Raw genomic sequence first — 11685 nt, forward strand, 5'->3', positions numbered from 1 at the left:
ACGAGTACCGCGCCCTCCTCGATGAAATCTTCACGAAATTGACCGACCGACTGAGTTTCGCAGGCTCGTGGATTGAGAATCATCTCAGCGGATTCATCCAGAAGTTACGTTAATCACTATGGTTTTCCGTAGCTCGCAAACGCGGTGGTTTGCTCACCCGTGAAAAACTACGGTTTTCTCCGGCCCTCACTCGCTAACGCTCGTTCGTCCTTCTTCCATCCGGTTCCGCCAGTGTCCCCACTCCTCCCCGCCAGCGCGGGAGTGCACTCGCACCTCACTTCGTTCGTCGCTCGTGCGAACGCGCTGGTGCAACCTTTCGGCTGGGTAATCAGGCGACGTGGCGCGCGCTGGCGTGGCATGCGAGGTCGCTCCGCGACCTCGATTGCGAGCGGCACTGCCGCGAGCGCGGTTACGGTATGATTGGAGTCGGCAACAGCAAACACTACGAAGAAAACGGAGTACGAACACGACTTGTTCACTCGGTTATCGACTCGACGAGCGACGAACACTACGAGAAAAACAGAGTACGAACCAGCAACAGAGTACGAACCAGCACTACCAGGAGAACGCGGCGGTGGGCGAGACGACTCTATTTCCCTTCAAAGCTGTGCAACGAAGAACTCACCCAACCGTCGCGCCACCTTCCGTTCCTGCCCGACGAAGAAGTGGTCGGCACTGAACTCCTCGGTCTCGAATCCCAGTTCTTTCGCGCGCTCGACCAGCGGCTTCCAGTTCGCGGTGTCGTCGCGCGTCCCGTAGACGACCTTCAAGGGGACGGCCACTTCGTCTAGGACGGCGGCGGCATCCAGGTCCGTCGTCAGTCGGGAGGCTGGTGCGAGCAAACCGATGACCTTCGCACCCTCGTCTGCACCTGCGAGCGTCGCAATCGCGCCGCCGAAGCTGAAGCCGAAGATACCGACCGAATCGTAGCGTTCGGCTGCCCAGCGGAGCGCGTTGCGGGCGTCCTCGCGCTCGCCGTAGCCTTCGTCCCAGTCGCCGTAGTCGAATCGCAGGCAGGCGACGCCGTGGTCCGTGAGGTACTCGCCGAGCGCGACGAGTCGGTTGTCGTTCCGGTTGCCGCCGAACTGGGGGTGGGGCGGGCAGGCGACGACGCACGAACCGTTCCGCGGCCCGGAACCGTCGGACGGTGGGGCGGCGTGACTTTCTACATCTCCCCCCTCGGGAACGTCGATAGTCCCGCGTACGTCCCGCACACCGGGGATGACGACTTTGTTCGACTTCATGGTGGGGTGTTTGCGTGGTGAGGATTTTAAGGGTCTGGTTCTGAATGTAGAGGTATGGGAGTACTCTCGCGCATGTCGTACATCGTCCGCTCGAAAATAAACGCCGTATTGAATCGGGCCGAAGACCCGACGGAGACGCTCGATTACTCGTACGAGCAGATGCGTGACGAACTGCAAGACGTGAAGAAAGGTATCGCCGACCTCACGACGCAGAAAAAGCGTCTCCAGATACAGAAGCGCAACCTGGAGGAGAACGTCGAAAAACACAACGGACAGGCCCGCGAGGCGATCCAACAGGGCCGCGAGGATCTGGCTCGGCAAGCGCTGGAGAAGAAAAAACAGAAGATGAACCAGATAGAGGAGTTGGAGGGTCAGATCGCGCAACTCCAGAACACGCAGGACAACCTCGTCGAGAAGAAAGACACCCTCCAGAACCGCATCGAGGAGTTCCGCACGAAAAAAGAGAGCATGAAAGCACGCTACGAGGCCGCGGAGGCGAACACCCGCGTCTCGGAGGCCATGACGGGCGTCGGCGACGAGATGGAAGACGTTTCGCGCTCCATCGAAAACGCCGAACAGCGCACCGAGGAGATGGAAGCACGGGCCGAAGCGATGGACGAACTCCACGACACAGGCGCGTTCGACGACGTCCTCTCGGACAAAGACCAACTCGACCGCGAACTCGAAGAACTACGAACCGGTGGCGAGGTGGACGCCGAACTGGACACGCTGAAAGCCGAGATGGGTATCGAAGACGAGACCGACTCGGAAGAAACGACGGAGACGGAATCGGCCGACGAGGAGGTCGACCTCGCCGACCTCGAAGCCGAAGTCGCGGCCGAAGATTCGAACGAGAGCGAACAGGCCACCGAAGAAGACAAGTCCTGAGCGGCCAGCAACGCCTATTTGAGTCCGCTCAACCACATGTGTAGTATGAGTGCGTCAGAGGGGAACTCACAACCCGGGGACACCATGCGGGAACGGGTTGACGAGAGTCGTCTCAAACTGTGGGTGTTGATGGAAGCGAACCGGTGGGTCGTCGCTGGCGGTGTGTTGGTCGCGTTCTTTCTCACACTGCTCGTTCTCGGGGTGCTCGACCCGTCCCCACTCCAACAGTACATCGGGCCGAGCGACCCCGTAGACACGCTCTTTCAGGGGCTCGTCGGCGCGATAATCACCGGCGTGACGCTGGTCGTGACGCTCAACCAGCTCGTGCTCTCACAGGAACTCGGCCCGGTCGCCGACCAGCGGAGTCGGATGGAGGGTGCGATGGAGTTTCGGCGCGACGTCGAGGATGTACTCGACCTCCAGACCGCACCACCCGAACCGGCGTCGTTCATGCAGGCGCTCATGGAAGAGACACAGAACCGGGCGAACGCGCTCGCAGACGTGGTCGAGGAGAGTCAGGACGATGAATTGAAAGAGACGATTCGAAGCTACGTCGATGGCTTGAGCGAGAACGCGGACGAGGTGAGCGAGACGCTCGAAAATACGCAGTTCGGAACCTTCGACGTGCTCTCTGCCATCCTCAACTTCAACTACTCCTGGAAGATATTTCTCGCACGGAAGATTCGAAGCGAACACGCAGACGACATCACCGAGGAGGTAGACGAGGCGTTCAACGACATCATCGAATCGCTCAACTTCTTCGGACCGGCGCGCGAGCATTTCAAGACTTTGTACTTCCAGTGGGAACTCGTCAATCTCTCGCGGGCGATGCTGTACACGGCGGTTCCCGCGCTCGTCGTCACCGTAGCGATGATAATCTACTTCGACGCGAAGGCGGTTCCCGGCGCGACCGTCGGCATCAGCAACGACGTGTTGGTGACGAGTCTGGCGACGACCATTGCGGTGGTTCCGTTCGTCATCCTGCTCTCGTACATCCTGCGCATCGCGACGGTGGCAAAACGGACGCTCTCCATCGGGCCGTTCATCCTGCGGGAGACGAAACGGAACGACGACCTCGAATAGTGACTCGTGATCGGAGCATCGGGACTCTGCGGGAGAGAAGACGTATCACGTCCTGCCCGTCCCGGCCGTCACCCCACGAATCGATGCGCCCCCTCGGCGACGATTCGCGCGGTCTCAACCACTTCGTCGGTGTAGACGAACTCACCAGCCCCGTGGATGTTCTCGCCGTCCGGGCCGACGATGACCGTCGGGAGGTCGGCCCGGTCGCCGAGGTAGTTGAAATCGCCGACGCTGGCGAAGTAACCGACCGCCGGTTCGACGCCCGCGACCGATTCGGTCGCACCGGAGAGTGCGCCGACGAGCGGATGGTCGGTCGGCGTGACGTAGGGGCCGTATCGCATGTCTGGCTCTGGCGACTCGCGGAGTCCGACCACGACCTCACTCTCGATGTCGAGCCCCTCGATGGCCGCCTCCACCTGCTCGCATACCAGTTCCTCGGTTTCGCCGAGGACGATGTGGCGGTCGACGACGAGTCGGGCGCGTTCGGGAACCGAGAGGGTCGTACTGCCACCTTCCAGCAAGAGCGGACAGACAGACCCGTCGCCGAGTTTCGGATGCGTTCCGACGTCGAGGTTCGCCAACGTGTCGGCGACTTTTCCGGCGTCGACGATTGCGTTGACGCCCCTGTGAGGCTGTGACCCGTGGGCGGCCTTCCCTCGCACTTCGATGTCGAGGAGGACGCGCCCGCGAGCGCCGAGGAGGAGTGCGGGGTTCTCGATATCCTCCTGTGCGAGGATGGGGCCGGGTTCGGTGACGATTGCGGCGTCGCAGTCGTCGGTCAGACCGTCGCGGATGAGTCGGTCGGTGCCGAGCCCGTACGGCCCTTCTTCGTCCACGACGGCGGTAAAGAGGACGTCGCCCGCGAGGTCCGTCTCGGTCAGTGCATCGAAGGCGACCATGATGGCGGCGAGTCCGCCTTTCATGTCGCAGGCTCCCTGTCCGTACAGCTTTCTGCCTTCGATTCGACCGGAGCAGGGGTCTTCCTCCCAATCTTCGACGAGTTGGACGGTGTCCATGTGGGCGTTGAGCAGGAGGGTGGGAGCGTCAGGGTCGCTTCCTTCCAGTCGCGCGACGACGTTGTCACCCTCGTACTCGGTCATCTCGGGTTCGCTGACGTGGTGGTACTCCGGATCGAGGTCTCGTGCGTCGAGCCAGTCGTAGACGAACTCGCTCAGTTCGTGTTCTTCGAAGTACGGACTCGGGATGCGAACCATCTCCTGGAGGAGGTCGATGGTCGCGTCGGGGTCGATGGTGCCGAGTTCACCGCCATTCGCGGTTCGGACGGTCGAACTCGGCGCTTCTTCCCTCCCCTCGTCAGTCATCGCTCGTCACTTCCCGAACGTCCGGGTCGTACTCGTCGCTCGGCACGCCTGGCAGGGTGTCCAGAATCGCGCTCACGTCGGTTCCGCGCCGGTTGCCGATGTACCAGAAGATACCGAAGATGACTATACCGACGAGCAGCCACGGGACGTAAATCTGGAGCGAATCTTTGTAGGCCTCCGTCAGCAGTCCGACAGCACCGATAGTCCCGATAAGTCCGGTAACGGGCGTCAGCCAGCCGTAATCGAATCCGGCCTGCTCAGCGAGGTCGGCGCGACTCGCCCGGACGTACAGCAGGGTAATCGACACCGAGGCGTACGCGATGAGGTAGCTGAACGTGGCGATAGCGAGCACCTGGTCCAGGCCAGTGCTCCAGAACGTGAGGCCTGCCGCCACCAAGTACAGCGTCGCTAGCGACCAGTGAGGCGTCCCGAACCGGTCGCTCACGGACGAGAAGAAACTGGGGAACACTTCGTCCCACGACCACGAGTAGGGCATCTTGATGCCCGCCGCCATCACCGCGTGGACGCTCGACGCGGTGGCGAGCAGACCGCCGAAGGCGACGACCGCCGTGGCGCTGTCGCCGAGGAACGCCTCCGCCGCGGTCGCAAGCGGGCGTTCCGAGTTCGCCAGTACGGTGTAGTCCCCGACGACGCCGTAGATGACAGCTGCCGTCCAGATGTAGAGGACGATGAGCACGAAGGTTCCGCCGACCATCGCCAACGGAAGGTTTCGAGAGGGATTTTTCACTTCTGCGCCCATCTGCCCCGCGACCGCGATGCCGATGTAGGCGTAGAACAGCGGGACGGCGGCGGCGATGAACCCGTCGAACCCGCCCGTGAAGAACGGCTGGTAGTTCGCGGGGTTGACGCTGAACGACCCCGGAATTACGAGGACGAGGATGGCGAGCATCAGCACGGCGAAGATGGCGTTCTGCGAGACGCTGTACTCTTTCGTGCCGACGAGGTTGACGAGAAAGAGGACGGTGAGCAACGCGAAGCCAGCGACCTTCGGGTCGATTCCCGGATAGAACACCTGTAAGTAGCTCCCGAACCCGAGCGCCAGCACCGCGTCGGCGGCCATGTACCCAAGCCACTTCGACCACGTCACCAGAAAGCCAGGGAGCCGACTGTCGAACGTCCGCGAGACGTAGGCGTAGGACCCGGCGGCGGCGGGGAAGATGGTCGCCATCCAGCTGTAGTTGACCGCGATGGCCATCGCCAGTATTCCCGAGAGTACCACCACGAGGATGACACTCGGCCCGGTCGTGGTGCTCGCCGTGCCGAGCGTGACGAACAGACCGGCACCGAGCGTTCCCGCCACGACGGTACTCATCGCTCCGAACAGTCCCATGTCGCGTGAGAGACTGTTGTCGTCTCTCTCCTGTGCGCTGTCGTGTGAGGATGACATATGGTGACATGCATCTATCCGGCGGCTTAGTCCCCCTCCCTAGCATGTGCGGTGGGAACCGATTCCGAGAACAACCGGTTCTCGACCGCCACGACGCACGATGCGCCGCGCTGCAGAATGGAACCACGTCCGAGTCCCGACCGGTTCCCCGAACTTTATCCCCGAAAACGACTCACGTTCAGTATGGAACGCTACGACGCCCTCTATCGTCTCTACGACGAGTTCGACACGAAGACGCTGAGAGCGTACCAGGACTTCGTGAACCTCTTTCCACCGGTCGATTCGCGGGTCGCGCTGGAACACTGGCAGTCGGTCAGCGAGGAACTCGACGCCAAGAGAGACGAGATTCGCGGAGCGTTCGACGCGGGCGAGACCTACGCCGACATCGCCGCGCACGCCACGCGCGACCAGTCGTTTACCGCGCTCGACCTCTACTCGAAGTACGGAAGGGCGGTGAACGCGCTGGTGTTGGACGTGGACGAGACCCTGCGCTCTGCGGGCGGGACGGACAACGAGATTCCCCGCGAGACGCTTCACCTGCTCACCGAGTTCCACGAGAAAGGCGTCCCCATCGTCGTCTGCACGGGCCAGACGTTGGAGAACGTCAAGGGCTTCGCCATCCAGGGACTCGGCAACGAGATAGTCCACTCCGGGAACCTGAGCATCGTCTACGAGGCGGGTACTGGAGTGTTCACGCCGGGCCACGGCGCGGAGACGAAGCGCCTGCTCTACGAGGAGTTGGACGACGACATCCGGAACGTCTTCGACACGGTGCGCTCGCAGGTCCTCTCGGCCGCCTCCGACGAACTCCGGCGATGTACCCACCTGCAGGGCAACGAGTTCAACGTCACGATGAAGCCGAACTTCGAGACGGGGAGTGCGCGCGCAGTGGAGGTCATCGACGACGCGCTGGTCTACTTGCTCGACTTGCTCGGCGAGACGGTGGCCGACGACGGAAGCTACTGGGCGCGAACCTACTACGCCGACAGCGACCCGGAGATTCGCGGTGTTCTCGAAGAACACGGCGAGACCCCCGACCACGATGTCGCGGCGATTCCGGCGGACGTACGGGACACCTTCGACCGGATCGACGTGGCCTACTACGAGGGCGACGCCGCCGAAATCGGCAGTCGGGAGTTGAACAAAGTGGTCGGCGTGGAGGCCGCGCTGGACGTCCTCGGCGTCGACGACCCCTTCACGCTCGTCATGGGCGACAGCAAGAGCGACCTCCGGGTGATGAAGTGGGTGGCGGAGAACGACGCGGGAATCGGTGCCGCGCCCGAACACGCCTCCCGCGACGTGTTGGACCACGTCATTCGAACCGACGAACTCATCTTCGACCGTGGGAAGGCGGGCGACGTCCTCCGGTCGGTGTACGCACTGAATCGACTCGCCCGATTAGGGTAGCCTTGCCATCGCAACCAGAGAGGACTTTCGGCCGTCAGCCCAATCGAGCGGTATGCAACAGTGTCCAGTCTGCGGGACGGACCTCTACGAGAACCGTGAATCGGAGTTCGTCACTCGCCACCTCGGACAGCAGTATCGGTTCTGCTCGGAAGTCCATCGAGACCAGTTCGAGCGTGCGCCGGGCGAACACGCCAGCGATTAGCCGTACCGGTAGACGAACCCGACAGTCGAAAGCGGGACGGTGGTGAGCCAGAGGAGCGTTCGCACTGCGAGAAGCTGAACCGACGAGAGCGGGTCGGATATCCACGAATCTTGGACGACGTAGTAACGGCCACCGTCACGGACGATGCGGTGTAACCCGTCAACTTCGCGCGACGAGACCGCCCGCCCGTCCTCGATAGCCTTCTGTATCGTTCTGTCGTATCGCGTGACTGACGGAGTGGGAGAGTACGCGATATCCGAGAGGACGGCCGCTTCGGACGCGTTTCGAGACGAGAGGGACACCGTTCCGTTCTGCTTCTGAACGGTCGGCGCGACGTACCCATCGCGGGTAGCGACGTACTTGTAGTCAGCGTACAGTTCCGTGTCGTTTACGTCGAGCGCGACCGGTTCGTCTCTCGCTCGCAGTTCGAACCCACAGGTGCGAGAGTTCTCGGTGATGCATCGACGGACGGACGGATGTGCGTCGATGTAGTGGCGTGCGTTCGACTCGTTCAACTCCACGGCACGGTACTCGTATCGCGGTTCGTCGGCGTGGGGAAACAGCCAGAGCGTGTTCGCGGCGAACGCGAGTGCCAGCACGAAACAGAGCAGGCCCACGAGTCGCCGGTTCACGAGGACACCTCTCGTCGGGGAACCATGCCGACAGAGTTGTCAGTCGATGACATATATTTTGTGATAGTCAAGAAGGGAAGAAAGCAAGGGGGAGAAGACTGAGGAACGGAAGACCGAGAAGATAGAAGGAACCGAGGAGTTCGACGCCTCGCTCAGGCGTTCGGTTGGACGCGCACCGTGTCGCCCGATTCGAGGGGGCTGCGAACCGAGAGCGGTTCCACGTCGCGTCCGGATTCGCGGAAAACTTTGGTGTCCGAACGGAGACCGAGACCGTCGACGATTCCGGCGCGGACCTGCGGGCCGTACCGTTCGCCGAGTTCGTTCACCACGTCTTCGACCGTCGCCTCCTCAGGGACTGCGACGCGGGCGTCGCGGGTTCCGGTTCGCGCGACCAGCGTACCGGAGAGTTTGACTGTGACGTTCATACTCGTACTTACGAGGCGGTCGATAAAAAGTTTACTCACTACTGAAAAAGTCCTGCCGTGGGCAAAACTGCTTATTGGCTCGAACCACGACTATCCCCCATGGAGCACGCACCCGAACCCGGTTCGGACGACCCGCTCTCGCTTCACGGGGTCATCCCGCCCACCATCACGGCGTTTTACGAGGACGAGTCGGTCGACTACGAATCGACGGCGGCACACGCCGAGTTCGTCGTGGACGGCGGCGCACACGGCGTCTTTCCCCTCGGCACGAACGGGGAGTTTCCCCTGTTGACGGGCGAGGAACGACGAGGGGTAGTCGAGGCAGTCACCGACGCCGTGGACGACGTTCCCGTCATCGCGGGCGTGGGCGCACCGAGCACGCGCGAGACCGTCGCCCACGCCGAACACGCCGAGTCGGTCGGCGCGGACGGTATCGTGGTCGTCACGCCGTACTACTTCCCGCTCGACCACGACGCCGCCGTCTCCCACTATCGGCGCGTCTGCGAGGCGGTCGACCTCCCGGTGTACGTCTACCACATTCCGAGCAAGACCGGGAACGCGCTGTCGCTCGACACCCTCGGCGACCTCTCCGCCATCCCGAATCTCGCCGGACTCAAGGATTCGAGCAAGGACGTTCCGTGGCTCGCGCAGGCCATCGCCACCTACCCGGAACTCACCTTCCTCGCGGGGTCCGACTCCCTGCTCTTCCCGGGGCTCGAAATCGGCTGTACGGGGATGGTCAGTGCGGTCGCGAACGCCTTCCCGGAACTGGTCGTCGACCTCTACGACGCCTACGACGCTGGCGACGAGGACCGCGCCCAACGGCTCCAGACCGAGGTGTTCGCGGTTCGAGACGCCTTCAAAGGTGGGTCGTACATGGCCGGCGTGAAGACGACTCTCGACCTGCGAGAGACGGAGTTCTCGCCCGGCCCGCTCCGAAGTCCCCTCCGAAAGATGGACGACGCAGACCGGACGGCGCTGGAATCCGACCTTCGAGCACTCGACCTCCTCTAATTTTCACGGTGACGTGTCGCTCGTTGGCGATAGGCTATAACAGGGAGGACGGCGTTCGTCACCGCATGGTCGCCTCGCGCGTGTTGGCGGTAACGCTCGTCGTCGTCTTCGTCCTCGGTAGCATCGTTTCACCTGCAACTGCCCGCCCGTCCGCTCCCTCCATCGACTCATGTACGACGATAACCGAGTCCGGCTACTACGTCCTCGGAACTGACATCCACGACGGGAAAACGCGTATCTCGACCGGCTGTATCGAAATCAAGGCCGACGGCGTCGTCCTCGACGGACAGGGTCGCACGCTCGACGGATTCGGCGTCAGTGACACGAGCGGTATCCTCGTGGAGAACGCCTCGGACGTGACAGTTCGGAACGTTCACGTGAAAGACTGGAATCGGGGCATCGCAGTCAGGAACTCTGCGGACGTGACGATACGAGGTGTGAAAGCGTCGAACAACGCTATCGGTATCGACGTCCAGGACACGGACGCTCGACTCACCAGAACCACCGCCACTGGTAACCTTCACGGCGTCGTCCTCGACGACCCGTGGGACGACGAAATCGAGAACAACGACATCGGGGAGAACCGCGCACTCGACGTTCAGGCTCCGATTTCGGTCGTGGACGTACTCGGTGTCAGACTCACGCTCGGCCCGCCGCTCGACCCCGACGGCGACGGACGGTACGAAGACCTGACCGGAAACGGTCACACCGGGTTCTGGGACGCGGTGGCGTTTCCGCTCGTCGTGGTGACAGACATGGTCGGCGTCGGCGACGTACTGACAGAACACCGAACCGCACTCGATTTCGACGGTGACGGTGGTCTCGACCACGGTGACGTGTTGGCCTACGCTGGACTCACGAGCGGCGCTTGATTTCCGAAGCCCACTCCGGCCACTCCTGGCGTTCCTCTCCGTCGAACGCCCCATCGCCGGACATCGACTTGATGGCGCTGGCGTCGTCCGTACTCCAGACCGCGCCGTCCTCGTGGAAGACGCCGTTCAGGACGCCACGTCTGCGCTGGACGAGTGCGTACGCGGGTTGGAGCATGAGCGACCAGAAGAAGTTCCCCACGCCCGCATCCCGGATGACCGGCGCGAGCGACGCGTAGTTCGGCGTCGCCTGCGCAGGTGAGATGTCTTTCTTTCCCCAGCCGAAGTTGGCGACGCGCTGCCACTCGGTCAGCCAGACGGGTATACTGATAGAGCGCCGAAGTTGCACTGCCTGCTGGAGTAGATTCCGATAGATTTCCTTCGTGTCCGGGTAGTTGTAGTGGAACTGTACCGCGTCGATACCCCAATCGATGTAGTCTGCTACGTTCGCCAGACTCGTCGAACCGACCGTGAGTGGAACACTCCCCCGTCGCTCGCGGATGACGCGGAACATCCCGCGGGCGAACCGCTTCTTCCACGTTTTCCATCCCGGTTCGTTCATTACCTCGATGGCGAGAAGTCGTTCGTCGTCCCCGTAGTGGTCCATCACCCACCGGGAGAACCGCTTCGGTTCGTCCCACTGGCCTTCGTTTTTCATCACGTCCGCGCTCGGCGAGAACACGCCCGTGGCAGTCCACGGGTCGGTGTTGTGAAGGTTCTTGGGCGTCGGTTTCCGTCCGACTCCCTCGAAGATTCCGAGCAGGATTTCGATTTCGTGGGACTCCGCCGTATCGAGGAAGTGGTCTATCGCTCGTCGAAGCCCTTCGGGGTCTTCGAGCCACGCTTCGTAGCTCAACCACGTTCGGAGCGAGTTCAGGTTGAGGCGAGAGGCGAACTCCATGTCGCGTTCCGTGACACCACGTTCGTACGTGTGCCACATCTGGAAGAAGTTGAACGCACGGGCTGGAATGTACATCGCCCCTCGGACGTCGACCGGCGGGTCGGCGGCGAGCGTTGTACAGCCTGCGAGTGGAACGGCAGATGCGATTCCGGCAGCGAGAAACCTCCGTCTCGTACACCGACGGCTCATGGAACCGCTGACGACGTCGAACTAATTCAACCTGATGGCAGGGTCGAACGGTCGTTACAAAATACAGTTTATACTGGTGTGGTATTACGAAAATCGTAAAA

The 11685-nt window shown here is 62.1% G+C and carries 12 protein-coding genes; 6 read left to right on the forward strand and 6 right to left on the reverse strand.

Annotated elements, in window-relative coordinates; genetic code table 11:
- Positions 1 to 599: 599 nt before the first annotated feature.
- The gene (locus ACR3FF_RS03255; protein ID WP_458186009.1) at positions 600 to 1244 is read right to left on the reverse strand and encodes an alpha/beta hydrolase; all 645 of its coding nucleotides are present in this window, start codon (positions 1242 to 1244) and stop codon (positions 600 to 602) included.
- Between the two features lie 54 nt (positions 1245 to 1298).
- Here ACR3FF_RS03255 and ACR3FF_RS03260 point away from each other — a divergent pair, with 54 nt between their 5' ends.
- Together ACR3FF_RS03260 and ACR3FF_RS03265 are read left to right on the forward strand one after the other, a co-directional pair.
- Positions 1299 to 2132 (forward strand): PspA/IM30 family protein, encoded by an 834-nt coding sequence (locus ACR3FF_RS03260; RefSeq protein ID WP_458186010.1) that lies wholly within the window; start codon positions 1299 to 1301, stop codon positions 2130 to 2132.
- Positions 2133 to 2177: 45 nt separating this feature from the next.
- Positions 2178 to 3215 carry a DUF7972 family membrane protein gene (locus tag ACR3FF_RS03265; RefSeq protein ID WP_458186012.1) on the forward strand — a complete coding sequence of 346 codons (1038 nt, stop codon included), beginning with the start codon at positions 2178 to 2180 and terminating at the stop codon, positions 3213 to 3215.
- Positions 3216 to 3283: 68 nt separating this feature from the next.
- Here the strand turns inward: ACR3FF_RS03265 and ACR3FF_RS03270 are convergent, their stop codons facing one another.
- Together ACR3FF_RS03270 and ACR3FF_RS03275 are read right to left on the reverse strand one after the other, a co-directional pair.
- A complete protein-coding gene (locus ACR3FF_RS03270; RefSeq protein WP_458186014.1) occupies positions 3284 to 4537 on the reverse strand; it encodes a M20 family metallopeptidase in 1254 nt (417 codons plus the stop codon).
- Positions 4530 to 5945, reverse strand: a complete 1416-nt coding sequence (locus tag ACR3FF_RS03275; RefSeq protein WP_458186016.1) for an APC family permease — start codon at positions 5943 to 5945, stop codon at positions 4530 to 4532. Before ACR3FF_RS03275 ends, ACR3FF_RS03270 begins: the two co-directional genes overlap by 8 nt.
- Positions 5946 to 6128: 183 nt before the next feature.
- Between ACR3FF_RS03275 and ACR3FF_RS03280 the strand changes: the two genes are divergently transcribed.
- Together ACR3FF_RS03280 and ACR3FF_RS03285 are read left to right on the forward strand one after the other, a co-directional pair.
- A complete protein-coding gene (locus ACR3FF_RS03280; protein WP_458186018.1) occupies positions 6129 to 7352 on the forward strand; it encodes an HAD family hydrolase in 1224 nt (407 codons plus the stop codon).
- Positions 7353 to 7404: 52 nt separating this feature from the next.
- Positions 7405 to 7554: a YHS domain-containing protein gene (locus ACR3FF_RS03285; RefSeq protein WP_458186020.1), complete on the forward strand. Its 150-nt coding sequence runs from the start codon at positions 7405 to 7407 to the stop codon at positions 7552 to 7554.
- Here the strand turns inward: ACR3FF_RS03285 and ACR3FF_RS03290 are convergent.
- Both ACR3FF_RS03290 and ACR3FF_RS03295 read right to left on the reverse strand, forming a co-directional pair.
- The gene (locus ACR3FF_RS03290) at positions 7551 to 8186 is read right to left on the reverse strand and encodes a hypothetical protein (RefSeq protein WP_458186022.1); all 636 of its coding nucleotides are present in this window, start codon (positions 8184 to 8186) and stop codon (positions 7551 to 7553) included. The genes ACR3FF_RS03285 and ACR3FF_RS03290 overlap by 4 nt on opposite strands.
- Positions 8187 to 8338: 152 nt before the next feature.
- Entirely contained in the window at positions 8339 to 8611 is a 273-nt protein-coding gene (locus ACR3FF_RS03295) for a MoaD/ThiS family protein (protein WP_458186024.1), read from the reverse strand.
- 99 nt (positions 8612 to 8710) lie between these two features.
- Here ACR3FF_RS03295 and ACR3FF_RS03300 point away from each other — a divergent pair, with 99 nt between their 5' ends.
- Entirely contained in the window at positions 8711 to 9625 is a 915-nt protein-coding gene (locus ACR3FF_RS03300) for a dihydrodipicolinate synthase family protein (protein WP_458186025.1), read from the forward strand.
- A gap of 65 nt (positions 9626 to 9690) precedes the next feature.
- A complete protein-coding gene (locus ACR3FF_RS03305) occupies positions 9691 to 10497 on the forward strand; it encodes a NosD domain-containing protein (protein WP_458186027.1) in 807 nt (268 codons plus the stop codon).
- On the opposite strand, the gene ACR3FF_RS03310 is transcribed toward ACR3FF_RS03305, so the two are convergent.
- Positions 10481 to 11584, reverse strand: a complete 1104-nt coding sequence (locus tag ACR3FF_RS03310; RefSeq protein WP_458186028.1) for a glycoside hydrolase 5 family protein — start codon at positions 11582 to 11584, stop codon at positions 10481 to 10483. The two genes, ACR3FF_RS03305 and ACR3FF_RS03310, sit on opposite strands and share 17 nt — an antisense overlap.
- Between the last annotated feature and the right edge of the window lie 101 nt (positions 11585 to 11685).

The organism is Haladaptatus ordinarius, from assembly GCF_054177595.1.

What these genes read in the sequence shown, in the direction of transcription:
- ACR3FF_RS03275 (WP_458186016.1), bottom strand. Translation starts at nt 5,945, where the DNA reads ATGTCATCCTCACACGACAGCGCACAGGAGAGAGACGACAACAGTCTC.
- ACR3FF_RS03295 (WP_458186024.1), bottom strand. Translation starts at nt 8,611, where the DNA reads ATGAACGTCACAGTCAAACTCTCCGGTACGCTGGTCGCGCGAACCGGA.
- ACR3FF_RS03280 (WP_458186018.1), top strand. Translation starts at nt 6,129, where the DNA reads ATGGAACGCTACGACGCCCTCTATCGTCTCTACGACGAGTTCGACACG.
- ACR3FF_RS03265 (WP_458186012.1), top strand. Translation starts at nt 2,178, where the DNA reads ATGAGTGCGTCAGAGGGGAACTCACAACCCGGGGACACCATGCGGGAA.
- ACR3FF_RS03310 (WP_458186028.1), bottom strand. Translation starts at nt 11,584, where the DNA reads ATGAGCCGTCGGTGTACGAGACGGAGGTTTCTCGCTGCCGGAATCGCA.
- ACR3FF_RS03285 (WP_458186020.1), top strand. Translation starts at nt 7,405, where the DNA reads ATGCAACAGTGTCCAGTCTGCGGGACGGACCTCTACGAGAACCGTGAA.
- ACR3FF_RS03255 (WP_458186009.1), bottom strand. Translation starts at nt 1,244, where the DNA reads ATGAAGTCGAACAAAGTCGTCATCCCCGGTGTGCGGGACGTACGCGGG.
- ACR3FF_RS03270 (WP_458186014.1), bottom strand. Translation starts at nt 4,537, where the DNA reads ATGACTGACGAGGGGAGGGAAGAAGCGCCGAGTTCGACCGTCCGAACC.
- ACR3FF_RS03305 (WP_458186027.1), top strand. Translation starts at nt 9,691, where the DNA reads ATGGTCGCCTCGCGCGTGTTGGCGGTAACGCTCGTCGTCGTCTTCGTC.
- ACR3FF_RS03260 (WP_458186010.1), top strand. Translation starts at nt 1,299, where the DNA reads ATGGGAGTACTCTCGCGCATGTCGTACATCGTCCGCTCGAAAATAAAC.
- ACR3FF_RS03300 (WP_458186025.1), top strand. Translation starts at nt 8,711, where the DNA reads ATGGAGCACGCACCCGAACCCGGTTCGGACGACCCGCTCTCGCTTCAC.